At 69.5% G+C, this 25,608-nt stretch carries 20 protein-coding genes; 7 read left to right on the plus strand and 13 right to left on the minus strand.

Going from position 1 to position 25,608, the window contains the following annotated elements; translation table 11 throughout:
- Positions 1–18: 18 nt before the first annotated feature.
- Genes OO70_RS37220 through OO70_RS37245 form a run of 6 tightly spaced genes read right to left on the minus strand, consistent with a single transcriptional unit; the run spans position 19 to position 6,575 of the window.
- Entirely contained in the window at positions 19–1,314 is a 1,296-nt protein-coding gene (locus tag OO70_RS37220; protein WP_043681602.1) for an amidohydrolase, read from the minus strand.
- A complete protein-coding gene (locus tag OO70_RS37225; RefSeq protein ID WP_043681605.1) occupies positions 1,311–2,063 on the minus strand; it encodes a nucleoside phosphorylase in 753 nt (250 codons plus the stop codon). The genes OO70_RS37220 and OO70_RS37225 overlap by 4 nt, the downstream gene beginning before the upstream one ends.
- Positions 2,060–2,932, minus strand: coding sequence for an ABC transporter permease (locus tag OO70_RS37230; RefSeq protein ID WP_043681608.1), 873 nt, complete (start codon positions 2,930–2,932; stop codon positions 2,060–2,062). Before OO70_RS37230 ends, OO70_RS37225 begins: the two co-directional genes overlap by 4 nt.
- On the minus strand, positions 2,932–4,017 hold the full coding sequence (locus OO70_RS37235) for an ABC transporter permease (protein ID WP_051741996.1): 1,086 nt from the start codon (positions 4,015–4,017) through the stop codon (positions 2,932–2,934). The genes OO70_RS37230 and OO70_RS37235 overlap by 1 nt, the downstream gene beginning before the upstream one ends.
- A 1-nt stretch (position 4,018) precedes the next feature.
- The gene (locus tag OO70_RS37240) at positions 4,019–5,542 is read right to left on the minus strand and encodes an ABC transporter ATP-binding protein (RefSeq protein ID WP_043681614.1); all 1,524 of its coding nucleotides are present in this window, start codon (positions 5,540–5,542) and stop codon (positions 4,019–4,021) included.
- A complete protein-coding gene (locus OO70_RS37245; protein ID WP_043681617.1) occupies positions 5,523–6,575 on the minus strand; it encodes a BMP family ABC transporter substrate-binding protein in 1,053 nt (350 codons plus the stop codon). Before OO70_RS37245 ends, OO70_RS37240 begins: the two co-directional genes overlap by 20 nt.
- Positions 6,576–6,884: 309 nt before the next feature.
- Between OO70_RS37245 and mtnA the strand changes: the two genes are divergently transcribed.
- A complete protein-coding gene (gene mtnA / locus OO70_RS37250) occupies positions 6,885–7,925 on the plus strand; it encodes an S-methyl-5-thioribose-1-phosphate isomerase (RefSeq protein WP_043681620.1) in 1,041 nt (346 codons plus the stop codon).
- A gap of 108 nt (positions 7,926–8,033) precedes the next feature.
- Here the strand turns inward: mtnA and mtnB are convergent, their stop codons facing one another.
- The 3 genes from mtnB to OO70_RS37265 are packed head-to-tail and all read right to left on the minus strand — an operon-like array spanning position 8,034 to position 9,960.
- Complete coding sequence (mtnB, locus tag OO70_RS37255; RefSeq protein WP_043681624.1) at positions 8,034–8,642, minus strand: methylthioribulose 1-phosphate dehydratase; 609 nt, start codon at positions 8,640–8,642, stop codon at positions 8,034–8,036.
- The gene (gene mtnC / locus OO70_RS37260; RefSeq protein ID WP_043681627.1) at positions 8,639–9,364 is read right to left on the minus strand and encodes an acireductone synthase; all 726 of its coding nucleotides are present in this window, start codon (positions 9,362–9,364) and stop codon (positions 8,639–8,641) included. Before mtnC ends, mtnB begins: the two co-directional genes overlap by 4 nt.
- Entirely contained in the window at positions 9,361–9,960 is a 600-nt protein-coding gene (locus OO70_RS37265) for a 1,2-dihydroxy-3-keto-5-methylthiopentene dioxygenase (protein WP_043681630.1), read from the minus strand. The genes mtnC and OO70_RS37265 overlap by 4 nt, the downstream gene beginning before the upstream one ends.
- A 541-nt stretch (positions 9,961–10,501) precedes the next feature.
- Between OO70_RS37265 and OO70_RS37270 the strand changes: the two genes are divergently transcribed.
- The 4 genes from OO70_RS37270 to mtnK all read left to right on the plus strand — a co-directional run bounded on the left by OO70_RS37270 (position 10,502) and on the right by mtnK (position 15,421).
- The gene (locus OO70_RS37270; RefSeq protein WP_043682001.1) at positions 10,502–11,599 is read left to right on the plus strand and encodes a substrate-binding domain-containing protein; all 1,098 of its coding nucleotides are present in this window, start codon (positions 10,502–10,504) and stop codon (positions 11,597–11,599) included.
- Positions 11,586–13,115 (plus strand): sugar ABC transporter ATP-binding protein, encoded by a 1,530-nt coding sequence (locus tag OO70_RS37275; RefSeq protein ID WP_043681633.1) that lies wholly within the window; start codon positions 11,586–11,588, stop codon positions 13,113–13,115. Before OO70_RS37270 ends, OO70_RS37275 begins: the two co-directional genes overlap by 14 nt.
- A 67-nt stretch (positions 13,116–13,182) precedes the next feature.
- A complete protein-coding gene (locus OO70_RS37280; RefSeq protein WP_043681636.1) occupies positions 13,183–14,229 on the plus strand; it encodes an ABC transporter permease in 1,047 nt (348 codons plus the stop codon).
- Between the two features lie 22 nt (positions 14,230–14,251).
- Positions 14,252–15,421 (plus strand): S-methyl-5-thioribose kinase, encoded by a 1,170-nt coding sequence (mtnK, locus tag OO70_RS37285; protein WP_043681639.1) that lies wholly within the window; start codon positions 14,252–14,254, stop codon positions 15,419–15,421.
- Positions 15,422–15,534: 113 nt separating this feature from the next.
- Here the strand turns inward: mtnK and OO70_RS37290 are convergent, their stop codons facing one another.
- The 4 genes from OO70_RS37290 to OO70_RS37305 form a co-directional block, all read right to left on the minus strand.
- Positions 15,535–17,151: a glycerol-3-phosphate dehydrogenase/oxidase gene (locus OO70_RS37290; RefSeq protein ID WP_043681642.1), complete on the minus strand. Its 1,617-nt coding sequence runs from the start codon at positions 17,149–17,151 to the stop codon at positions 15,535–15,537.
- Positions 17,152–17,160: 9 nt separating this feature from the next.
- On the minus strand, positions 17,161–18,699 hold the full coding sequence (gene glpK, locus OO70_RS37295; RefSeq protein ID WP_019059123.1) for a glycerol kinase GlpK: 1,539 nt from the start codon (positions 18,697–18,699) through the stop codon (positions 17,161–17,163).
- Between the two features lie 83 nt (positions 18,700–18,782).
- A complete protein-coding gene (locus tag OO70_RS37300) occupies positions 18,783–19,562 on the minus strand; it encodes an MIP/aquaporin family protein (RefSeq protein ID WP_043681645.1) in 780 nt (259 codons plus the stop codon).
- A gap of 392 nt (positions 19,563–19,954) precedes the next feature.
- Complete coding sequence (locus OO70_RS37305; RefSeq protein WP_043682004.1) at positions 19,955–20,719, minus strand: IclR family transcriptional regulator; 765 nt, start codon at positions 20,717–20,719, stop codon at positions 19,955–19,957.
- A 319-nt stretch (positions 20,720–21,038) separates the two neighbouring features.
- Between OO70_RS37305 and metH the strand changes: the two genes are divergently transcribed.
- A complete protein-coding gene (metH, locus tag OO70_RS37310) occupies positions 21,039–24,557 on the plus strand; it encodes a methionine synthase (RefSeq protein WP_043681648.1) in 3,519 nt (1,172 codons plus the stop codon).
- 98 nt (positions 24,558–24,655) lie between these two features.
- Positions 24,656–25,351 (plus strand): HAD family hydrolase, encoded by a 696-nt coding sequence (locus OO70_RS37315; protein WP_043681651.1) that lies wholly within the window; start codon positions 24,656–24,658, stop codon positions 25,349–25,351.
- Positions 25,352–25,608: the final 257 nt, after the last annotated feature.

Below are 25,608 nucleotides of genomic sequence, written 5' to 3' on the forward strand. Positions count from 1 at the left end.
GGGAGGGAAATCCACAGCTCAGGCAAGTGCTTCGAGCTCCGCGATCACCGCGTCCTCGTCCAGCGTGCCGAGTGTCCGGTTCCGCATCAGCACCCTGCCGTCCACGACCGTGTCCCGCACGTCCGCCGAGTGCGCGGCGTACGCGAGCGTCGACCAAGGGTCGTGCAGGGGCCGCAGATGCGGCCCACCCAGGTCGAGCACGATCAGGTCGGCCCGCTTGCCGACCTCCAGCGAACCCAGGTGCTCCCCGAGCCCCAGCGCCCGCGCACCCTCGATCGTCGCCATCCGTACGGCCTGCTCGGCACCGACCGCCGTCGGGTCACCGCCCGCCTTGTGGACGAGCGCTGCCTGCCGTACGGCGCCCAGCACATCGAGCGTGTTGGAGCTGACGGCCCCGTCCGTACCCAGACCCACCGTCACACCCGCGCTCAGCAGCCGCGGCACCGGCGCGATCCCGCAGCCCAACTTCAGGTTCGACACCGGACAGTGGGCCACCGACGTGCCCGTGCGGGCCAGCGCCGCGATCTCCGGGCCGGTCAGGTCCACCGCGTGCGCGAGCAGCAGATCGGGACCGAGCAGCCCCAGCGAGTCGAGCAACTCCACAGGACGCTTGCCGTACTTGACCTCGACGGTGGCGACCTCGGTCGGGTTCTCCGCCGCGTGAATGTGCAGCAGCGCGCCGAACTCCCGTGCCAGGGCAGCGATTTCGACAAGCTGGTCCGGGGAGAGGGTGTAGGTCGAATGCGCGAACAGGACGGGCCGCAGGCCGGGGCGTGCCTCGCCCCGCGCCGCCAAGTCCCTGCGCGCCCAGTCCAGTCGGTCCTCGTACGCGATACCGTCCGGCGGTTCCGGCACGTCCATGAAGGTGGGCCCGGTGTGCAGCCGCCAGCCCGCCTCGCGGGCCGCCTGCTCGGCCGCCTCGTGGAACCAGTACATGTCGAGCGCCGAGGTCACCCCCGCCCGCACGCTCTCCGCCACCGCGAGCCGCACCGCCGCCGCCACGTTCTTCGGCGCCAGCAGCTCGGCCTCCCACTTCAACACCCGCTCCAGGAAGCCCTGAAGAGTGACGTCGTCGGCGCGACCGCGCAGCAGCGTCATCGCGAGGTGGGTGTGCGTGTTGATGAGCCCGGGCAGGACGAGACAGCCCTCGGCGTCAATGGACTCCGTCGCCGTGAACCGAGTGGTCAGCTCCTCGCTCGGCCCTACGGCGACGATCTCGCCCTCGTGGACGGCAACTGCCCCGTCCTGTACGACAGTTCCGGCCTCGTCGACGGTCAGGACGTCACCGCCGTGCACCAACAGGTCGATGCTCACGCCTCGTTCCCCTCCGCCAGCAGCCGCAGTGCCTCCAGCGTGACGACCGCGCCCCGCTCGACACCGGCTGCCACGACGTCCCGGTGCGGGTCGTACCCGCCCGTGGTCTCCGCGTCGACGAGTTCATCGGCGTTCGCCCCGTCGATCACGAGCACCCCGCCCGCGATCAGCCCTCGCAGCGAGGCCGTGACCAGCAGCGCCGACAGTTCCATCTCGATCGCCGCGAGCCCGGCACCGTCGTAGGAGAAGAGGGGGAGGAGACCGGGCTGGAAGGCCGCCCGGGTCCAGACGATGCCCCGGTGGTGCGGGGCGCCGGCCTCGCGGGCCGCGCGCTGGAGGGCGAGGACGGCCTCGGGGGAGGAGACGGCCGGGTACTCCGGCGGGAGGAGCTGCTGGGTGACGCCGTCGTCGCGTACGGCTGCTTCCGCGATGACGAGGTCGCCGTCGCCGATGCCGGGCTTCATCGCGCCGGCGGTGCCGAAGCGCAGGAGGGTGCTGACCCCCGCGTCCGCCAGTTCCTGGAACAGCAGGATCGCGCCCGGTCCGCCCACCCCGTGCGAGGCGACGGTGACCGGCAGGCCCTTCCAACTCCCGCTGAACACACGGTATTCGCGGTGGTAGGACACCTCCTCGGCACCGTCGAGCAGCGCGGCGACGGCGGCGGCACGCGCCGGGTCGCCGACGACGACCGCGTGCGCCGGAAGCCCCGTGCGCGGTACGCGGGTGATGGGCAGCAGGTCCTGTGTCATGTGGTGGCTCCGGAGGGGGAGTTGGCGGTACGGCGACGGCGGCGGGCCGTCGAGAGGAAGAGGGCGACGAGCGTCACGACGTACGGCGCGGCATCCGTGGCCTGTTGGGGCAGGCCGACGCCCTGGAGGCGGAAGCCGGCGGCCTCGGCGAGACCGAAGAGCAGCGCGGCGAGCAGCACACCGACGGGTGCCGCGCGGCCGAGCATGACCGCGACGACGGCGATCCAGCCCCGGCCCGCCGTCATGTTCTCGGAGAACAACGTGACGTTGCCGAGCGCGAGTTGGGCTCCCGCGAGCCCGCACAGGACACCGGAGATCAGCACGGCCGCGTACTTGTACTTCGCCGGGCTCACCCCGAGCGTGGCCGCCGCGTCCGGCGCCTCGCCGACCCCGCGCAGCCTCAGCCCCCACACACTCCGGGACAGCATCACCGCGGCCACCGCGACCGCGACGAACGCGAGATACGCGAGCGGGGTGAAGCCACCGATCAACGGCAGCCCGGCGAGTGACGGATCGTCGAAAGTGCCCTGCACACCGAAGACCGTACGCAGCAGGAAGCTGGTCAGGCCAACTGCCAGGAGATTCATGGCGATTCCGAGAACGACCGCGTCCCCGCGCAGAGTTACCGCGCCCACGGCGAGGATCAACGAATACGCGGCTGCCGCGAGGGCTGCCGCGAGCACGCCGAGCCAGGCACTGCCCGTGAACCAACTCGTGGCCACCGACGTGAAGCAGCCCATCAACATCATGCCTTCGAGGCCGATGTTGAAGACCCCCGCCCGCTCGCACAGGGCACCGCCCAGCGCGGCCAGCAGGATCGGGGTCAGCGCGCGCAGCGCCGACATCAGCAGATCGGAGTCGAAGAACATCAGACGGCCCCGATTTCCTGAGGGCTTTCTTGGGGGTTTTCCTGGGGCCGTCTCCTGAACCACCCGCTGGGGAAGCGCAGCCGCGCTGCCAGGAACACGATCACGATGGCCTGGAGCACCTGCGTCAACTCGCGCGGCACCTCGGTCGTCCGCTCCATCGCGAGACCGCCGACCGCGAGGACGGCGAAGAAGAAGGAAGCGATGACTGTTCCGAGCGGTGCCGCGGCGGCGAGCAGGGCAGCCGTCAGGCCTGTCCAGGTGTAACCCGGCGCGGTCAGCGAGCCGTCCACGAAGCGGTACGGGAAGCTCAACACCCCTATGGCGCCCACGAGTCCGGCCAGCGCGCCCGACACGGACATCAACTTGAGGGTCAGGCCCCGGCGTTCGACACCGGCGTAGGCGGCGAAACGGGAGTTGAGGCCGGTCATGCGGATCTCGTAGCCGAACGCCGTGCGCTTGTCGGTGAACCAGTACGCGGCTGCCGCCAGCACCACCAGGATGAGCCCGATGGTGACCGTCGAGTCGCCGAACGCGGGCAGCGCCACGCCGTCCGGCATCGCCCGGGTCTGGGGGAGGCTGGAGCCGGGTTCCTTGAGCGGGTAGCGCGCGAGGTAGGAGGCGAGCGAGACCGCCGGGTAGCTCAGCAACAGGCTGCTGACCAGAAGCGGGACGCCGAGGCGGTTCTCGCACAGGGCGGCCAGTGCGGCGTACGCGGCGCCCACTGCCATACCCGCGAGCAGTGCCAGTACGACGGTGAGCGGTGCGGGCAGCGGGGAGTAGAGACCGGTCACGGCCGCCGTGATGCCGCCGAGCACCATCTGTCCGTCGCCGCCGAGGTTGATCAGCCCGGCCCGCAGCGGGATCGCCAGCGCGAGCGCCATGCCGAGCACGCTGGTGCCGGTGCTCAGCGTGGAGCCGATGCCGTCGGCGCCGAGCGAGCCGGTGAGGACGGCGCTGTAGGCAGTGAGCGGGTCCGCGCCGGTGCCGACGAGGAACAGGGCGCCGATGACCAGGCCGGCGAGCACGGAGAAGGTGATGGGGGAGCGCAACACCCCTGAGATGCGCGGTATATGAGTGTGCGTCATGTCAGTCGACGGCCTCCGTCGGCGCTACGGCCCCGCCCGCCATGGCGAGTCCCAGCGCCCGTTCGTCCGCCTCGTCCTTCGTGTACGTCGCCGTGACCCGGCCCTCGTACATGACCAGGACCCGGTCCGCGAGGCCCCGGATCTCGCTCAGTTCGGCGGAGACGAGGAGGACGGCGTGACCGGCGTCGCGGTAGGCGACGATCTGGTCGTGGATGTTCTGGATGGCGCCGATGTCGACCCCGCGTGTGGGCTGCTCGACGAGCAACAGCGGTGCCTCGTGGGCGAGTTCGCGGCCGATCAGCAGTTTCTGCAGATTGCCGCCGGACAGCGCGGAGGCGGGCACCTCGGGGTTGGCCGCCTTGATGCCGAAGCGCTCGATCAGCCGCCCGGCGTGGGCGCGTACGGACGCGGGCGGCAGAAGTCCCTTTGAGGAGAGGGACGTTCGGTGGTGGCCCATCGCGAGGTTCTCCGCGACGGACGCCGCCGGTGCCGTACCGACCGCGTGCCGGTCCTCGGGGACGTAGGCGAGGCCCTGGGCTCGGCGCTCGGTGGCCGAGGCGTGGGTGATGTCCCGTCCCTTGAGACTCACCTGTCCGGAAGCGACCGGCCGCAACCCGGCCAGTGCCTCGATCAGCTCGCTCTGGCCGTTGCCGGCTACGCCCGCGATCCCGACGATCTCCCCGGCGTGGACAGTGATTCCCACATCGTGGACGGCGTCGGTGGTGAGGTCTCTCACGTCCAGGACCACGTCACCGGGTGTCCCGGGCGCGTGCACGCGATCGAGCTCGACCGCGCGGCCGGTCATCGCGGCGGCGATCTCGTCGGCGGAGGTCTCGGCGGTGACCAGGCGGGCGACCACCCGGCCGTCCCGCAGCACGGTCACGTTGTCGCTGCCTTCGAGGACCTCGCGCAGCTTGTGCGTGACAAGGATCACCGTACGACCCTGCGCGGCCAGCGACTTGAGGACCGCGAACAGGGCGTCCGCCTCGGCCGGAGTCAGCACGGCGGTCGGCTCGTCCAGGATCAGCGTGCGGGCCCCGCGATGCAGCAGCTTCAGGATCTCCACGCGTTGGCGCAGCCCCACCGGCAACTCCCCGACCCGGGCGTCCGGATCGACGGCGAGCCCGTGCTCCTCGGCCAGCTCACGCACCCGGCGGCGGGCGGCGGCCCGGTCCACCAGGCCGAAGCGGCGCGGTTCGGCGGCGTAGACGACGTTCTCCGCGACTGTCAGCGAGTCGAACAGCTTGAAGCTCTGGTGGACCATGCCGAGCCCGGCGGCCATGGCGGCGCTCGGGTCGCCGAACGTGACCTCGCGCCCGTCGATCCGGATCGAGCCCGCGTCGGCGCGCTCCATGCCGTAGAGGATCGACATGAGGGTGGACTTGCCGGCGCCGTTCTCGCCCATGAGGGCGTGGATCTCGCCGCGCTGGACGGTCAGGTCGACGGAGTCGTTGGCGAGCGTGCCCGGGAAGCGCTTGGTGATTCCCCGGAGCTCGACCGCCGGGTCAACTGGCTGCGGGGTCATCGACCTTCAGCTCTCCGGACACGATCTGGTCGCGCAGCGCCTTGACCTTGGCGAGGACGTCCTTGTGCTGGGCGATCACGCACTTCGAGGAGTCGACGCCGGCTTCGAGGCCGGTGAGGCTGATGCCGCCCTCCTTCAGGCCGTACGACACCGAGGTGCCGGTCTTGCCCGCGAGGACCTGCTCGACGCCCTTCTCCACGGCGACGTCCGTCTTCTTGATCACGTTGTCGACGACCGTGCCGGGGGAGGAGACGCACTGGTTGACGTCGACGCCGTACGCGAACGCGCCCTTGGCCTTCGCGGCCTCGAAGACGCCGTAGTTGCCGGCCGCCGCGGCCGCCATGATCTGGTCGGTGCCCTTGGAGAGCAGGGAGTTGGCTTGCTCCTTGGCGCGCGCCGAGTCGTCGAACGGGGACTGGCCGCCGACGAAGCGCGTCGACGCGGACGTCTTGGCGGCGACCTTCTTGGCACCGGCCGCGAACGGGTCGCTGTAGCGCCGGAACTGGGGCGTGTCGAGCACGTCCACCGCGCCGACCTTGCCGCTCTTGCTCAGCAGCCCGGCCTCGGCGCCCGCGAGATAGACACCTTCGTGCTCACGGAAGACGGCGCAGGTGACATTGCTGAACGTCTTCGTCGTGCACGCGTCGATCATCAGGAACTGCTGCTTGGGGTGCGCCTTGGCCTGCTGCGCGACGATGTCGGCGAACTCGAAGCCGACCAGCACGATCACGTTCGGGCTCGCGTCCACGGCGGCCTGCACGTTCTGCTGCTGGGACGCGGTGTCCGTGGACTCGTAGACCTTCTCGGTCCCGTTGTGCGTCTTAGCCGCGGCCTTCACACCGGTGACGGCGAGCTTCAGGAACTCGTTCTGCCCGACCGCGTCCGGTGTGACCAGCGTGAACGACTTCCCGCTGCTGCCGCTCGCGCTGTCCGAGGCGTCGGTCTTCGCGGCGGCGTTGCAGGCGGTGGCGGCGGTGACCATGAGCGTGGTGGCGGCGACGAGCTGCAGGGTGCGACGTGATCTGCGGAGCATGGGGACCTTCCGGGGGTACGGCAAGGCGCGCTCCGGCGGGAGCGCGTGCGACCAGATGGTGAGACGGGACAGGCGAGGGGTGGACGCGAGAGGGACAGGTCAGCGTCGACAGCAGTCGCTCGCGCAGCGGCCGTGATCGAGGAAACGGCGCATGGTCAGCAGCACACGTCCTCCTTCGTCTCGGCCTTCGGGCTGCGGGAGCTGGACTTTAACATTCGTTTTGAGACACCTGCTCGACTGTCTCGAACTGTGGTTCTCCAAGGTCATGTACGGTGTCCGACACCATCGGAACAGCAGGAGTGTCCCGTTATGTACCAGGAATTGCGTGCGGTCGACTGGACCGGAACCGGTCTCGAGCTCATCGACCAGACCCTCCTCCCGCACCGCAACGAGACGATGGCTGTCCACGATGTGGACGCCCTGGTCGACGCGATCCAGCGCCTCGTGGTGCGCGGCGCCCCCGCGATCGGTGCGGCCGGCGCCTACGGCGTCGCGCTCGCGCTCATCGAGGGCGAGCGGAAGGGCTGGACCGAGGCCGAGACACGTGCGGCGGTCGCCCGCGTCCGCGAGGCCCGCCCCACCGCGGTCAACCTCATGGTGTGCGTGGACCGGGTCATGACCCGCTTCGACGAAGGCCTCGACGCGGTCCTCGAAGAGGCCGCCGCCGTCCAGCGCGAGGACGTCGCCGCCAACCGTGCGATGGGCGCGTTCGGCGCGGACTGGCTGCTCGAAAGGCTCCAACAGGTGGGCGTGGACCGGCCGTTGAGGCTTCTGACGCACTGCAACACGGGCGCGCTGGCCACGGCCGGCTGGGGCACGGCACTCGGAGTCATCCGTGAACTGCACGCGCGTGGCCTGGTGGAGGTCGTCTACGCCGACGAGACGCGCCCTCTCCTTCAGGGATCGCGCCTGACGGCTTGGGAGTTGGTCCAGGAGGGCATCCCGCACTACGTCCAGGCCGACGGCGCCGCCGCCGGCACCATCCTGCGCGGCGAGGTCGACGCGGCCATCGTCGGCGCCGACCGCATCGCGGCCAACGGCGACACCGCGAACAAGGTAGGCACGGTCGGCGTCGCCCTGGCCTGCGCGGACGCCGGCATCCCGTTCCTCGTGGCAGCCCCGACCACCACGGTCGACCTCGCCACCAAGACCGGCGCCGAGATCCACATCGAACTCCGGGGCGAGGCCGAGGTGTTGGAGTGGGCGGGAGTGCGGACGGCTCCCGCGGAGTCGCGGGGCCACAATCCCGCCTTCGACGTAACCCCGGGCCGCCTGGTGACCGGACTGGTCACAGAGCGGGGCGTGTTGGAAGTGTCGGCAGGCGAACTCCCGGCCGACCACTTGAAGTAGCGGCGAGTTCGAAGTACCGGCCAACCCCCGCGCCCCTGCTTTTAGTCTTTTAGGGGCGCGGGGAACTGCGCGACCAGCCCCCACCGGCCGGCACTGTGACTAAAACGCTCAACGCTGCGTCAGTTCCAACTCCAGCAACCACTCCACCACTTCGGTGTGATGCCGAGCCTGACGAGGATCCGCCCCCCACACATACAACCCGTGCCCAGCCACAACCACCGCCGGCATCCGAGGATCCCGAGCTGCCTCCAGCCGATCCCCGAGCACCTTCATATCCTGGCTGTTGGCGATAACAGGCAGCGTCACCTCGACATCATGGGCAGGCTGCCCGACACCCTTGAGCATCTCGACATCTTTGAACACGATCCCACCCGGCGTACGCCGCCCCATGGCAACGGACGCCACAGTGTGCACGTGGACGACGGCACCGGCACCGGTCAACGCGGCAACACGAGCGTGTAGTTCGGCCTCGGCAGACGGCTTACCACCCCGGACGGCGGCACCGTCAGAGTCCACCAACACCACATCGTCAGGCGTCAGTTCACCCTTGTCATGCCCGCTAGCCGTCACCGCCAGCCGCAGGGGATCCCGGCCCACCACCACCGACAAGTTACCGGAGGTCCCCCGCATCCAGCCGAACGAGGCGAACCGGGCGGACTCGGCGGCGAGTTGAGCCCCCGCCTCCTTCAGGTCGAGGTCACTGATCTCGCTGGTCACGTGGTGCTCCTTGAACTGGTGATACTGATCTCGTCGAACGCCCCCGCCTGCGCGTGGTCGCCGACGCCTTGCTCGAAGTACGGCTCTCCCGGCCGCCGTACACCCACGGCGTGCCAGCCCGCGGCCATGGCCGCGTCCAGCTCGCCGGGCCGGTCGGAGAGGAAGAGCAGCCGGGACGGCTCGACGCCGGTCTCCGCCGCGATACGGCGGTACGACTCCGGCTCCTGCTTGGGACCGGCGTTCTCCGTGTCGTAGAGACCGGAGACGAGCGGCAGCAGATCGCCATCCGGGCTCGAGATGAACCACGCGCGCTGCGCGGCCACAGACCCGGACGAGTAGACGTACAGCCGCAGCCCCGCCGTGTGCCAGGCGCGCAGGGCCGGTACGACGTCGTCGTAGAAGTGCGAGACGAGGTCGCCGCGGGCGAAGCCCTCTGACCAGATGATGCCCTGGAGGGTCTTCAGGGGCGTGGCCTTGCGGTCCTCGTCGAGCCAGGAGTTGAGGGCCTTCTCGATCTGTACGGCGTCGGCGTCCGGGTCGCCGGTCAGCTCGCGCACCTGCGCGACCGCCCGGGCCACCTCGGGGTCGTCGCTCCGGTCGGTCAGAAGAGACGCGAAGCGCGAGCGCGAGTACGGGTACAGCACGTCGACGACGAAACCCGTGGCGCTCGTGGTGCCCTCGATGTCGAGCACCACGGCGTCCACGTCGAACCGCAAACTCACGCGGCGGCCTTGTCCTGCTGGTAGCCCGCGTCGATCGTGTCGTAGTCCGGGAAGCGGGAGGCGATGGTCGAGCCGGTGAAGTTGCCGACCCAGCCGTCCTCCTCGTGGAAGAAGCGGATCGCGGTGAAGGCGGGCTTGGTGCCCATGTCGAACCAGTGGGTCGTGCCGCGCGGGACGCCCAGCAGGTCGCCCTTCTCGCAGTACACGGCGTGCACTTCGCCGCCCACGTGCAGGTAGAAGATGCCGGAGCCGGAGACGAAGAAGCGGACCTCGTCATCGTCGTCGTGCGTGTGCTCCTGGAGGAACTTCGCGCGGGCGCCCGCCGCCTTCGCCGGGTACTCCGGGTCGTCGCTGGGGTGCAGGCCGAGGACGTCGACGGTGGTGAAGCCCTCCTCGGCGTTCAGCTTGTCGATCTCCGGGCCGTAGGCGGCGAAGACGGTGTCGCTGTCGGCGTCGGCCGGGACGTCCTCGCGGATCGGCCACTGCTCGTAGCGCACACCGATGGGAGCGAGCGCGGCGGCGATCTCGACGGGGTCGGCGGTGCGGCGCACGAGGGTCTCGGGGCCGGACTCGGACCAGGTGGTCAGCAGCGTCATGGGAACAACTCCGAAAAGTGGGAGGGATGTCCGGATGCTGGGACGAGCACCGGACGGGTGGGGAGGAGAAGTCGGGGGCGGCGGGGCGACGGCGGCGGACAGCCGGTCAGCCCGGACACCGTGCGCCGGGACAGCACCGCATGCAGCTCATGGGGGGTGTCGTCGCGCTGGGTGTCTTCATCGGGGCCTCACTGTGCCGGGTCGGGAGCCGGTTCCGTGATGGTAACCGGCGTCGGTGAACGGACCGGGTGTGACGTAGTCGTTGTCTCATCTGGTGAGAAACCGCTTCCATCCCTTTGACCAATGGCCGAAAACGTTCTCATGATCTGTTTATGAAGACGCTGCTGCTCGTGCGGCGGCTGTACGTGGACTTGCTCCGGTCGACCACAGCCAGCTGTCGCTGACCACATCCGGAGCCCCGCGAGCCTTTGCTGCCGCGGCCCACCACCCGTTCCGCGGTGGCTGATTCCTTTTCCCATGCTCCGGGTCACGCATGCCCCTCCTTCACCCCTTCTGCACCACCTTGCACCTGGAGCTCCTCATGTCCCGCATCCGCGTCCCCCTCGCCGCGCTCTCGCTCGCCTCCGTCTCCGCCCTCCTCCTGGCGGGCTGCTCGCAGTCCACGGACGCCTCGAAGAGCACCGCCGACACCGCCGCCTCGGCCTCGGCCGCCACGGGCACGAAGCCGGCCCCCTTCAGCAAGGGCACGGTCAAGGTGGCGCTCGTGCGGCAGAGCGGCGCCGGCGACTACTTCGAGCAGTGGGGCAACGGCGCCAAGGCGCAGGCCAAGGCCCTCGGCATCGACCTGACCGTGTACGACGCGCAGGCCGACAACGCCAAGCAGGCCACCGACCTGTCCTCGGCGATCAACTCCGGCGCGCAGGCGATCATCGTCGACCACGGCTTCCCGTCGACCATCCAGCCCGAGATCGACCAGGCGGTGAAGAAGGGCATCAAGGTCGTCGTCTACGACGTCGACCAGACCAACAAGTCGGTCATCAGCACCGAGCAGGACGACGCGAGCATGGCGCAGGCCGTCCTCGACGTGATGGCCAAGACGGTCGGCAAGAACGCCAAGGTCGGCTACGTCAACGTCGCCGGCTACGCGGCCCTCGACAAGCGCAACACCGTCTGGAAGTCCACGGTCGACGCCAACGGCTGGAAGCAGCAGTTCAAGGTCGGCAAGGTCACCGACTCCACGGCCACCGACAACGTTCCCCTGGTCTCCGCCGCGCTCACCCAGCACTCCGACGTGACGGGCATCTTCGCGCCGTACGACGAGTTGGCCAAGGGCACGCTCCTTGCCGTGCAGAACAAGAAGCTCCAGAGCAAGGTGAAGGTCTTCGGCGCGGACGTCTCCAACGCGGACATCCAGAACATGACCGCCGCGGGCAGCCCCTGGGTCGCCACGGCCGGCACCGACCCGTCCGCGGTCGGCGCGGCCGTCGTGCGTACGGCAGCCCTTGAGCTGGCAGGCCAGTTGAACAAGACGTCCGTCGACTTCCCGGCCGTCGCCATCACCCAGGACTTCCTGCGCAAGAACAAGATCGCGAACATGGACCAGCTGCGCGCGGCCCTGCCCGCCCTGAACCTCTCCAAGGTGAGCACCGCGGACTGGATCCCCAATGTCGCCCACTGACACGGCGGTTGACGCCGCGGTCTCGCTCCGCGACGTCAGCATGGCCTTCGGCGGCAAGACGGTGCTGGCCTCCGTCTCGCTGGACATCGCACCGGGCAGCGTGGTCGCGCTGCTCGGTGCGAACGGCGCGGGCAAGTCCACGCTGATCAAGATCCTGTCGGGCGTGCACACGGACCACGGCGGCGAGGTGCGGGTCGCAGGGGAGCCCGCAGCTCTCCAGTCGCCGCTCGCCGCCCGGCAGTTGGGCATCCAGACGGTCCACCAGCGGATCGGCGAGGGCATCGTGCCAGGCCTCACCGTCGCCGAGAACCTGGTCTTCGAGGAGCTGGCGCAGAAGCGCGGCAACCCGTTCCTGAACGGCCGCCGCGTCCTGGCCCGCGCCCGCGAGATCCAGGCCGGTCTCGAACTGGACTGGAGCGACGCCGTGTTGCGCCGGGACGTCACCGAACTCGGCATCTCCGACCGCCAGTTGCTCATCCTGGCCCGCGCCCTCGCCACCCGCCCCCGGCTGCTCATCCTCGACGAACCGACCTCCGCACTCTCCGCCGCCGAGGCGGAGCGGCTCTTCGCCCTCGTCGAGAAGATGCGCGACGACGGCATCGCGGTCCTCTACGTCTCCCACCGCCTCGGCGAGATCGACGCCCTCGCCGACCGCCTGGTCGTCCTGCGGGACGGCGGTCTCACCGACGACCAGGTCAAGCCCTTCGACTGGGACAGCGCCCTGCGCGCGATGCTCGCCCAGGCCCACGAGGCGACGAGCGCCCGCCCGCAGCGCACCGGCGAGCACGGCGACGTCGTCCTCGGCCTGCGCGGCGTCCACCTCTTCGAGGGCCGCGCCCCCCTCGACCTGGACCTGCGCGCCGGTGAAGTCACCGGTGTCGTAGGCCTGTTGGGTGCCGGCAAGACGGAACTGGCCCGCGGCCTGTTCGGCGCCGAGCCCTTCGCCACCGGCACGGTCGCACTCGACGGCAAGCCCTACGCGCCCCGCCGCCCGGCCGACGCGATCCGCGCCGGCGTCCACCTCGTCCCCGAGGACCGGCACGCCGACGCGCTCGTCCCCGGCTGGTCGGTGGCGCAGAACATCTCGCTGCCGTTCCTCAAGTCCCTGTCCCGGGGCGGGCTCATGAACACCGCGAAGGAGGACGCTCTCGGCCGCGAGACCATCGACGCCCTCGGTGTCGTCGCCCGAGACGAGCACAGCACCGTCGAGGAACTCTCCGGCGGCAACCAGCAGAAGGTCGTCGTCGGCCGCTGGCTCGCCGAGACACCCCGGGTCCTCATCCTGGACGAGCCGTTCCGAGGCGTGGACATCGGCGCCCGGCGCGACATCGGCCGCCGCGCCCGCACCCTGGCCGCCGAAGGCGCCGCCGTCCTCGTCCTCTCCGCCGACGTGGACGAGGTACTGGAGGTCGCCGACCGGGTCGTAGTGCTGTCGGCGGGCGAGGTCCATCTCGACGCGTACGGCGAAGACGCGGAACGCGACCGCGTGATCCAGACCATCTCGGCGTCCGTGTGATGCCGGCAGACCACTCCGGCGTCCGCGCGATGCCCGCCCCGCACGAAGCCACGGCAGGAAGTACGCCATGACCACCACCCAGAGCTCCGAGGCCGCACCGAAGACGGCGGCACCGTCCGCCGTCTCCACCGCCGTGCTCGTCCAGAACGCCGTCATCAAGTACGGCTTCATCTTCGTCACGGTCGTGCTCTTCCTGTACTTCGCGCTGACCGAGGGCTCCTTCCGCGAGTCCGCGACCCTCCTCGACACCCTCCGGTACGTCTCCGTCGCCGCGATCCTCGGCCTCGGTGTCACCCTCACCATGGCCGTCGGCGGAATGGACATGTCCGTCGGCGCGGTCGCGGGGCTCGGCGTCACCGTCGCCGCGAAGACGATGGTGACGTACAACCAGGTCGGCACGGTCGCGATCCTCGCGGTGATCGCGGCGGGCGCGCTGGCCGGACTCCTCAACGCCCTGCTGATCGTCGTCATGAAGATCCCGGACATGCTGGCCACCCTCGGCACCATGTTCGTCATCCAGGGCACCAAACTCATCCTGGTGGACGGTCAGTCCATCTCCGCCGGCATGACCCAGTCCGACGGCACCACCGCCCCCGGCAAGTTCACCGACGGTTTCCTGCGCATCGACCGGGGCACGATGCTCGGCATCCCGATCTCCGTACTGATCTTCGGCGCGCTGACGGTGATCGCCTGGGTGTTCCTGGCCCGCACCCGCTGGGGCCGCGTCCTGTACGCCATCGGCGCCAACCCCGAGGCGTCGCGCCTGGCGGGTATCCGCGTAGGCGCCTACCGGGCGCTGGCGTACGTACTGTCCGGCATGCTCGCCTCGATCGGCGGCCTGATCCTGGCGTCCCGGATCGGCCAGGGCGACGTGTCCGCCGGTACGTCACAGCTGCTGGAGGCGGTCGCCGTGGCACTGGTCGGCACGTCGGTGCTGGGCCGGGGCCGCCCGAACGTCTGGGGCACGGCACTCGGCGCGGTGCTGATCGGCATCATCACCACCGGTCTGACCATCAAGGGCCTGCCCTACTACACCCAGGACGTCGTCGAGGGCGCGGTCCTCATCCTCGCCCTGGTCTTCAGCTTCACCCTGTCCAAGCGCCGCACCGCATAAGGAAGTTCGAGGAGTTCGTACGATGGGCTACCGCATCCTGGAGACCGACGACATCCCGGCCTACCTGCACGAGCGGGGCCACTGGGCGGACGTGAGCGACATCCACGTCCGCGAGGTGTCGGACGGCAATATGAACCGGGTGTTCCTCGCGTCGAACGCCGACGGCAGCCACAGCCTCGCGATCAAGCAGGCGCTGCCCTGGGTACGGGTGGCGGGCCCTTCCTGGCCGATGAGCCCGGAGCGCGCCGATGCCGAGTCGAGGGCATACGAGCAGGTGGCCCGCGTGGCCCCCGACAAGATCCCGGCGATCCACGGCTACGACGCCGACAACTACGCCCTCGTCATGGAGGACATGTCCGACCTGGAGGTCCTGCGCACGGTCCTCAACGAGGGCGCGGCGTACGGCCCGGACACCTCGGCGCGAATCGGCGAGTTCGTCGCCCAACTCGCCTTCGCGACCAGCGACTTCGGCATGGCGTCCGCCGACCGCAAGGCGCTGATCGCGGCCTCGGTGAGCCCCGAGCTGTGCAAGATCACCGAGGACGTGGTGCTCTCCGAGCCGTACATCGAGCACGAACACAACCACTGGCTCCCGGAGTTGACGGACCTGGCCGCCGACTTCCGCGCGGACACCCGCCTGCGCACGGAGGTCGCCGACCTCCGGTACACCTTCATGACCAGCGCGCAGGCACTCCTCCACGGCGACCTGCACACCGGCAGCGTCATGGTCGGCGAACGCGAAGGCGCCCCGGTGGTACGGGTCTTCGACCCCGAGTTCTCCTTCGTCGGCCCGATCGGCTACGACCTCGGCCTGTACTGGGCCAACGTGCTGGTGTCGGAGCAACGTGCCCGCGAGCTGGGCACGTTGTCCGACCACGCCGACCAACTCCGCCTCTCCTGGGAGGCGTTCGAGACGGAGTTCCGCCGCCTCTGGCCGACCCGCGTCGACACCTTCTTCGACGACGCGTACCTGGACCGCTTCCTGCGCAAGGTCTGGACGGAGTCACTGGGTTACGCAGGCACGGAAAACATCCGCAGAATCATCGGCTTCGCCCACCTGACGGACCTGACAACGCTGGAGGACCCGGCCCCGGCGTCGCGCAGGGCACTGCTGCTGGGCCGCGAACTAGTCATCCATCGCGAGGAGTTGACCGACGTGGACTCTGTACGAGCGGTTGTGCAACCTACCTAGGGGCGCGGGGAACTGCGCGACCAGCCCCCACCCACCCGCAGACAACGACTAACGCGCACGGCACGTGAAAGGGGCGGCTCCCACAAAGGAACCGCCCCTTCTCGTCGTACCGCCTACTTCTTGTCGAGCAGATCCTGCACCTTCGCCCGCACCTCGTCCGTGGCAAGCCCCCGGATCGTCAGCGTCGTCCGCCGCCGCAGAACGTCGTCCTGGGTCTCGGCCCACTCGTGGTCGCGGGCGTACACGACCTGCGCCCAGATCTCCGGGGCGTCGGGGTGCACCCGCTGCCCCAACTCCGGGTTCTCGTTGGTGAGTCGGGCGATGTCGAAGGCCAACGAGCCGTAGTGCGTGGCCAGGTGCTTCGCCGTGTCGGCCGCCATGCGCGGTCCCGGCGCCGGGTTGTCGACGAGGAGGCGGTGGGCGACCGCGCGCGGGTTGGCGACGCCCGGCAGCGGGAGCTTCTTCGGGAGGGAGGAGATCGGCTCGAAGTCCTCGCCGAGGGGACGGCCCGGGAGGGCTTCCAGCTTCTGCATGACCGTACGGCCGATGTGCCGGAAGGTCGTCCACTTGCCGCCCGCGACGGACAGCATGCCGCCCTTGCCTTCGGTCACCACCGTCTCGCGCTTGGCCTTCGCCGTGCTGCCCGGGCCGCCAGGCAGGACGCGCAGCCCGGCGAAGGAGTATGTGATCAGGTCGCGCGAGAGCTGCTGGTCGCGGACCGAGAACGCGGCCTCGTCCAGGATCTGGGATATGTCCTTCTCGTTGACCGCGACATCGGCCGGGTCGCCCTCGTACTCCTCGTCGGTCGTGCCGAGGAGCAACATGTCCTCCCAGGGGAGGGCGAAGGTGATGCGGTACTTGTCGATGGGGGTGGCGAGTGCGGCCTTCCACGGGGACGTGCGCTTCAGGACCAGGTGCGCGCCCTTCGAGAGGCGGATGGAGGGGGCCGCGTTCGGGTCCTCCATCTTGCGCAGGTGGTCGACCCACGGGCCGGTCGCGTTGAGCACGAGCCGCGCGCTCACGCCGAACTCGTCGCCGGAGGTCGTGTCGCGCAGCTCCGCACCGGTCACCCGGCCCTGGGTGAAGCGCAGGCCGGTGACCTCGGCGTGGTTGAGGACGACCGCGCCCGCCTCGACGGCCGCGCGGACCGTCATCAGCGCCATGCGCGCGTCGTTCATCTGGTCGTCGCCGTACACGGCGACGGCCTTGAGGTTCTGGGTACGCAGCTCGGGCACGTCCTGCGCCGCCTTGGCGGGGGACAGGAGGTGGCCGACGCCGTCGCCGAACGCGGAGAGCGCGGAGTAGGCGAAGACGCCCGCCCCGAGCTTCGCCGCGCCGTGCGGACCGCCCTTGTACACGGGGAGGTAGAAGGTGAGCGGGTTCGCCAGGTGGGGGGCCACCTGGCGGGACACCGCACGGCGTTCGAAGTGGTTCTCCGCCACCAGCTTCACCGCACCGGTCTGCAGATAGCGCAGACCGCCGTGGAGAAGCTTGGAGGAGGCGGAAGAGGTGGCACCGGCGAAGTCGCCGGCGTCGACCAGGGCCACCCGCAGCCCGGACTGCGCGGCATGCCAGGCGGTGGAGATGCCCAGGATGCCGCCGCCGATGACGAGGAGGTCGTACGTCGCCTTGGAGAGCTGCTCCCGGGTCTCGGCCCGGCTCGGGTTCGAGCCGGAGGCCGGGTGCGTACCGAGGGCAGGCACGGACTGCAGGGTGGACTGACTGGTCATGTGGGGTTCTTACTCCTCGTCGTCGAGCCAGCCCATGGTCCGCTCCACGGCCTTGAGCCAGCTCTTGTACTCACGGTCGCGCTTCTCCGCGGCCATGTTGGGGGTCCACTCGGCGGCCCGGCGCCAGTTGGCACGCAGGTCGTCGGTGCTGGTCCAGAAGCCGACGGCCAGACCGGCGGCGTAGGCGGCGCCGAGGCAGGTGGTCTCGGCGACCATCGGGCGCACCACGGGGGCGTCCACGAAGTCGGAGAGCGTCTGCATCAGCAGGTTGTTGGAGGTCATGCCGCCGTCGACCTTGATCGCCGCGAGCTCGACGCCGGAGTCCTTCGTCATGGCGTCGGTGATCTCACGGGTCTGCCAGGCCGTGGCCTCCAGGACGGCGCGCGCGAGGTGCGCCTTGGTGACGTACCGGGTGAGACCGGCGATCACACCGCGGGCGTCGGAGCGCCAGTACGGGGCGAACAGACCGGAGAAGGCCGGCACGAAGTAGGCGCCGCCGTTGTCCTCGACCGTGAGCGCGAGCGTCTCGATCTCGGCGGCGGTGGAGATGAGGCCCATCTGGTCGCGCATCCACTGCACCAGCGAACCGGTGACGGCGATCGAACCCTCGAGGGCGTACACCGCCTTCTGGTCGCCGATGCGGTAACCGACCGTGGTGAGCAGGCCGTTGTACGAGTTGACGGGCTTCTCGCCGGTGTTCATCAGCAGGAAGGTGCCGGTGCCGTACGTCGACTTGGCCTCGCCCTCGGCGAAACAGGTCTGGCCGAACAGGGCCGCCTGCTGGTCACCGAGCGCCGAGGCGACCGGGATGCCGCCGAGCACGTCGCCGAGACGGCCGCCGGTGACCTCGCCGTAGACCTCGGCGGAGGAGCGGATCTCGGGCAGCATGTTCAGCGGGACGCCGATGGACTCGGCGATCTTCTCGTCCCACTCCATGGTGTGCAGGTTCATCAGCATGGTGCGGGAGGCGTTGGTGACGTCGGTGACGTGCCTGCCGCCGTTCACACCGCCCGTCAGGTTCCAGATGACCCAGCTGTCCATGGTGCCGAAGAGGATGTCGCCCGCCTCGGCGCGCTCCCGCAGACCCTCGACGTTGTCGAGCAGCCAGCGGGCCTTCGGGCCGGCGAAGTACGAGGCGAGGGGGAGGCCCGTCTCGCGGCGGAAGCGGTCCTGGCCGACGTTGCGGCCCAGCTCCTTGCAGAGCGCGTCGGTACGGGTGTCCTGCCAGACGATGGCGTTGTGGACGGGCTCACCGGTGTTCTTGTCCCACAGCAGCGTGGTCTCGCGCTGGTTGGTGATGCCGATGGCCTTGATGTCGTCGCGGGTGATGCCCGCCTTCTCGATGGCGGAGGCGACGACTTCCTGGACGTTGGTCCAGATCTCGGTGGCGTTGTGCTCGACCCAGCCCGGCTTCGGGAAGATCTGCTCGTGCTCCTTCTGGTCGACGGAGACGATACGGCCGTCCCGGTCGAAGACGATGCAACGGCTGGAGGTCGTGCCCTGGTCGATGGCCGCGATGAACGGTCCGGCGGTGTGCGCGTCGGTCACTGTGTGCTCCTGAGGGGTTCCGTGGTCATGAGGACTGGTTCTACTGCTGCTTCAGTGCTCTGAATTCCGGTTCTCGTCCGGTTCTAAGCAAAGGCGACGTTGTAGAGTCCCGCAGCGATCGCGCCGCCGATCAGCGGACCGACCACCGGGATCCAGGCGTAGCTCCAGTCGGAGCCGCCCTTGTTGGGCAGGGGCAGGAGCGCGTGCACGATGCGCGGGCCCAGGTCACGGGCCGGGTTGATCGCGTAACCGGTCGGGCCGCCGAGCGACAGACCGATGGCGACGACGACGAACGAGGTGATCAGGGCGCCCAGGACGCCGAGGCCGTTGCCCTTGTCGTTCAGACCCTGCGTCAGGATGGCGAGGATCAGGACGACGGTGCCGATGATCTCGGTGGCGAGGTTCTGCACCACGTTGCGGACCTCGGGGCCGGTGGAGAAGATGCCCAGGACCGGTCCCGCGCCCTTCTCCTCCGCCTCCACGGCCTTGGCCGTCGGCTCGCCGACGATCTCCTTGTCCGTGAGGTGGGCCTGGAACTGGCCGTAGTAGGCCACCCAGACCAGGGTCGCGCCGATCATGGCGCCGAGCAGCTGGCCGGCCCAGTAGATCGGGACGTTGTCCCAGCCACCGTCCTTGATCGCGAGTGCGAGCGTCACGGCCGGGTTGAGGTGGGCACCGGAGAGCGGTGCCGAGATGTACACAGCCGTCATGACGGCGAAACCCCACCCGAAGGCGATGGCGAGCCAGCCGGCGTTACGGGCCTTGGAGGCCTTCAGCGTGACGGCGGCGCAGACGCCACCGCCCAGCAGGATGAGTACGGCGGTACCTATGGTCTCGCCGATGAAGATGTCGGAGCTGGACACCCGCGACTCCTTTGTCCTTCGTCCAGGGAAGCCGAACCCCGGGTCCCGCCGGGGGTTCGTGCGCCCTCGGGGGTGAGAGCGATGCCGGCCTTTGGCGTTGCCACACTCTAGCGCGTATTGCCGGTAGGTGTTCGGCAATGCCGACCGATGGACGGGAGTCTTGCTCCGGGGTTACAGGCGCGTCAAGAGTGCTGTTATCGAAAACACGATCGTTATTGATTGCTGTGGGCTATCGATCTCGTGGTCGATGCGGACGGCGATCAAGTGGACACCGTGTGTGGTGATTTGGCGATTTGGCCGACTTTGTCATCCAGAGTACGACTGATACCGGAACGTCCGCCTGACGTTCCGGTGAGTTCCTGCTGTGAATCGGCTGAGGTCGGACGCCTGGCTCAGAAGCGCCCGGCGCCGAGATCCCGCGACACCGCGCGGGCGCAGTCCCGTACCGCGGCGATCAGTTCGGGGCGCAGCTCGCCCTCGCGGCACAGCCGCTCCACGGCCCCGGTGATGCCGACCGCGCCGACCGGCATGCGCCGCCGGTCGTGGATGGGCGCGGCGATGGAAGCGACGCCCTCCCAGGTCTCCTCGACGTCGGCCGCGTATCCACGCGCGCGTGTGACGTCGAGGATGTGCTCGAAGTCGGCCAGCTCGGACACCGTGCGCTCGGTGAAGGGCTTGCGGTCGGCTTCCAGGGCCTCGCTGTGCGCGACCGGGTCGAAGGCCGACAGCACCTTGCCCAGGGCCGTGGAGTGCAGCGGCTGCATGGCGCCGATCTCCAGCACCTGCCGGCTGTCGTCGGGGCGGAAGACGTGGTGCACGATCAGGACGCCCTGCTGGTGCAGGACGCCCAGGTGCACGCTCTCGCCGCTGGAGCGGGCCAGGTCGTCCGTCCACACCAGGGCGCGGGCCCGCAGTTCGTGGACGTCGAGATACGTGGTGCCCAGGCGCAGCAGTTCGGCGCCCAGTTGGTAGCGCCCGGAGGCGTCGTCCTGCTCGACGAAGCCCTCTTGCTGGAGGGTGCGCAGGATGCCGTGGGCCGTGCCCTTGGCGAGACCGAGCGACGAGGCGATGTCCGAGAGGCCGAGCCGTCGCTCGCCGCCCGCGAGCAGGCGCAGCATCGCGGCCGCCCGTTCGAGCGACTGGATGTTCCGTGCCATCGCCGTACTGCCTCCGTCCCGTTCGACCGTCGACGCGCGACGTCGCTGCCGCCGTTCGGCAATGTCGAACACTACCGGTCCATGCCGACCTCTCGCTAATGGTCGGTCAATACCTGTTGCGTCATCCGTTACGTCGTCCGTCGCGAGAACCTAGACGGCGTCGACCCGCCCGTCACCCCGGTCCGCCCCATGGACGTTCCGACATCATCCCGCCCCGCCCCGTTACCCTGGCGACGTGCACGCTCCCCGGGGAGTTCCGTGAGAGGTTCCCGGGGAAGCCGCAAAAGCCGACAGCCGTCGCACTCCAGGGAGCCCCTTCATGGCCTCGTCGCCACTGACCCCTTCTGCCGACAGCCGGACCCGTGTGTCCGCGCTCCGAGAGGCACTCGCCACCCGCGTGGTGGTCGCCGACGGAGCCATGGGCACCATGCTCCAGGCGCAGGAGCCCACACTCGACGACTTCGAGAATCTCGAAGGCTGCAACGAGATCCTGAACATCACCCGCCCGGACATCGTCCGCTCGGTCCACGAGGAGTACTTCCGCGCGGGCGTCGACTGCGTCGAGACGAACACCTTCGGCGCCAACCACTCCGCGATGGCCGAGTACGACATCGCCGACCGCGTCCACGAACTCTCCGAGTCCGGCGCCCGCATCGCCCGCGAGACCGCCGACGAATTCGGCGCCCGCGACGGCCGCCAGCGCTGGGTCCTCGGCTCCATCGGCCCCGGCACCAAGCTGCCCACCCTCGGCCACATCGGCTACGCCACCCTCCGCGACGGCTTCCAGGCGAACGCCGAGGGCCTCCTCGCGGGCGGCGCCGACGCCCTGATCGTCGAGACCACCCAGGACCTGCTCCAGACGAAGTCGTCGATCCTGGGCGCCCGCCGCGCCATGGAGGCGACCGGCGTCGACGTACCCCTGCTGGTCTCGATGGCCTTCGAGACCACCGGCACCATGCTGCTGGGCTCCGAGATCGGCGCCGCGCTCACCGCGCTGGAACCCCTCGGCATCGACATGATCGGCCTGAACTGCTCGACGGGCCCGGCCGAGATGAGCGAGCACCTGCGCTATCTGGCCCGCCACTCCCGCACGCCGCTGCTGTGCATGCCGAACGCGGGCCTGCCCATCCTCACCAAGGACGGCGCCCACTTCCCGCTCGACCCCGAGGGCCTGGCGGACGCGCAGGAGCACTTCGTCCGCGACTACGGCCTGAACCTGGTCGGCGGCTGCTGCGGTACGACCCCCGAGCACCTGCGCCAGCTCGTCGAGCGGGTCCGCGAGGCCACCCCCACCGAGCGCCACCCGCAGCCCGAGCCGGGTGCCGCCTCGCTCTACCAGACGGTCCCGTTCCGCCAGGACACCGCCTACATGGCGATCGGCGAGCGCACCAACGCCAACGGCTCGAAGAAGTTCCGCGAGGCCATGCTCGACGGCCGCTGGGACGACTGTGTGGAGATGGCCCGCGACCAGATCCGCGAGGGCGCCCACATGCTGGACCTCTGCGTGGACTACGTGGGCCGCGACGGCGTCGCCGACATGGAGGAACTGGCCGGCCGCTTCGCCACCGCCTCCACCCTGCCGATCGTCCTGGACTCCACCGAAGTCCCGGTCATCCGGGCCGGGTTGGAGAAGCTCGGTGGCCGTGCGGTCATCAACTCCGTCAACTACGAGGACGGCGACGGCCCCGAGTCCCGCTTCGCGAAGGTCACCAGGCTGGCGCAGGAGCACGGCGCCGCGCTCATCGCGCTGACCATCGACGAGGAGGGCCAGGCCCGCACTCCGGAGCACAAGGTCGCCATCGCCGAGCGGCTCATCGAGGACCTCACGACGAACTGGGGCATCCACGAGTCGGACATCCTCATCGACACCCTGACCTTCACCATCTGCACCGGCCAGGAGGAGTCCCGCGGCGACGGCATCGCCACCATCGAGGCGATCCGCCGCCTCAAGGCCCGCCACCCCGACGTCCAGACCACTCTCGGCCTCTCCAACATCTCCTTCGGCCTCAACCCGGCCGCCCGCGTCCTGCTCAACTCCGTCTTCCTCGACGAGTGCGTCAAGGCGGGCCTCGATTCGGCGATCGTGCACGCCTCGAAGATCCTCCCGATCGCCCGCTTCACCGAGGAGGAGGTGCAGACGGCCCTCGACCTCGTCTACGACCGTCGCGCCGAGGGCTACGACCCGCTCCAGAAGCTGATGGCCCTCTTCGAGGGCGCCACCACCAAGTCCCGGACCGCGGGCCGCGCCGAGGAGCTGGCCGCCCTCCCGCTGGACGAGCGGCTCAAGCGCCGGATCATCGACGGCGAGAAGAACGGCCTGGAGACCGACCTCGCCGAGGCGCTGCAGACCCGCCCCGCCCTGGACATCGTCAACGCGACGCTCCTCGACGGCATGAAGGTCGTCGGCGAGCTGTTCGGCTCCGGGCAGATGCAGCTGCCGTTCGTGCTGCAGTCCGCCGAGGTCATGAAGACCGCGGTCGCCTACCTCGAACCGCACATGGAGAAGTCGGACGCCGAGGGCAAGGGCACCATCGTGCTCGCCACCGTGCGCGGCGACGTCCACGACATCGGCAAGAACCTCGTCGACATCATCCTGTCCAACAACGGCTACAACGTCGTCAACCTCGGCATCAAGCAGCCGGTCTCCGCGATCCTGGAAGCCGCCGAGGAGCACCGCGCCGACGTCATCGGCATGTCGGGTCTCCTGGTCAAGTCCACGGTGATCATGAAGGAGAACCTCCAGGAGCTCAACCAGCGCAAGATGGCCGCCGACTACCCGGTCATCCTGGGCGGCGCAGCCCTGACCCGTGCCTACGTCGAACAGGACCTGCACGAGATCTACGAGGGCGAAGTCCGCTACGCCCGCGACGCGTTCGAGGGCCTGCGCCTGATGGACGCCCTGATCGGCGTCAAGCGCGGCGTGCCCGGCGCGAAGCTGCCCGAGCTCAAGCAGCGCAGGGTGCGGGCGACGACGGCCGCCGTAGAGGTCGAGGAGCGCCCGGAGGAGGGCCACGTCCGCTCCGACGTGGCCGTCGACAACCCGATCCCGACCGCGCCGTTCCGCGGCACCCGGGTCATCAAGGGCATCCAGCTCAAGGAGTACGCGTCCTGGCTCGACGAGGGCGCCCTCTTCAAGGGCCAGTGGGGCCTCAAGCAGGCGCGTACGGGCGACGGACCGACGTACGAGGAACTGGTGGAGACCGAGGGCCGCCCCCGGCTGCGCGGGCTGCTGGACAAGCTCCAGACCGACAACCTCCTCGAAGCGGCCGTCGTCTACGGCTACTTCCCCTGCGTGTCCAAGGATGACGACCTGATCATCCTGGACGACCAGGGCAACGAGCGCACCCGGTTCACCTTCCCGCGCCAGCGCCGCGGCCGCCGCCTCTGTCTGGCCGACTTCTTCCGCCCGGAGGAGTCCGGTGAGACCGACGTCGTCGGCTTCCAGATCGTCACCGTCGGCAACCGCATCGGCGAGGAGACCGCGAAGCTCTTCGAGGCGAACTCCTACCGCGACTACCTCGAACTGCACGGCCTGTCCGTCCAGTTGGCCGAGGCACTCGCCGAGTACTGGCACGCACGCGTGCGTGCCGAGCTGGGCTTCGCCGGCGAGGACCCCGCCGACGTCGAGGATATGTTCGCCCTCAAGTACCGGGGCGCCCGCTTCTCCCTCGGCTACGGCGCCTGCCCCGACCTGGAGGACCGCGCGAAGATCGCCGACATGCTGGAGCCGGAGCGCATCGGCGTCCACCTGTCCGAGGAGTTCCAGCTGCACCCGGAGCAGTCCACGGACGCGATCGTCATCCACCACCCCGAGGCGAAGTACTTCAACGCACGTTGATCGGATAAGTCGTACACTGGTCGGTCCACAGCAGGCCGGTCGCCCTTGTGTGCATCAGGGGTGGCCGGCCTGATCGTCCCTCCAGGAGGTGCGCCAGGATGACCAGCACGGTCCCCGCGCTCGGAACCCGTACGGCCGAAGGCTCTGCCCTCCAGGCCGTACTCCTCGACATGGACGGCACCCTGGTGGACACCGAGGGCTTCTGGTGGGACGTCGAGGTCGAGGTCTTCGCCGCCCTCGGACACACCCTCGACGACTCGTGGCGCCATGTCGTGGTCGGCGGCCCCATGACCCGCAGCGCCGGCTTCCTGATCGAGGCCACCGGCGCCGACATCACCCTCGCCGAGCTGAGCCTCCTGCTCAACGCGGGCTTCGAGGACCGCATCGGGCGGCACCTGCCGCTGATGCCGGGCGCCGCCAGACTCCTGGCCGAGCTGTCGGAGTACGAGATCCCCACGGCCCTGGTCTCCGCCTCGCACCGGCGCATCATCGACCGCGTCCTGGCCGCGCTCGGCCCCCAGCACTTCGCGCTGACGGTCGCCGGCGACGAGGTCGCGCGCACCAAGCCGTACCCCGACCCGTATCTCCTCGCCGCCGCCGGACTCGGCGTGGACCCGGCCCGCTGTGCCGTCGTAGAAGACACGGCGACCGGTGTCGCGGCGGCGGAGGCGGCGGGTTGCCACGTGGTGGCGGTGCCGTCCGTGGCGCCCATCGCCCCGGCCGCCCGGCGCACCGTCGTGACCTCCCTGGAAGTCGTCGACCTGGCATTTCTGCGCGGACTGATGGCGGACTGATGACGGAAATGCGCCAGGCGTTCACCGAGCGTGCAAAGTCCAATGGGCCCAATGGGAAAAGAATTCCGGGCACGGTCGACCGGTCGAATTCCGGTGCTCTCCAACCGAGTTGATGCGTGTGAGGTTCCCCACGTGCAGGAGGGTCGACATCGCGGTCACCCTGTGCTGTTCACCCCATTTCTGAGGCCGATCACGCACCCTTGTGTCCCGATTGGTGAAAGGCTGCACTAATCCTTCCCCCGGCGGGTTTTCGGTGC

Source organism: Streptomyces xylophagus (genome assembly GCF_000716435.1).
Classification (GTDB): domain Bacteria; phylum Actinomycetota; class Actinomycetes; order Streptomycetales; family Streptomycetaceae; genus Streptomyces; species Streptomyces xylophagus.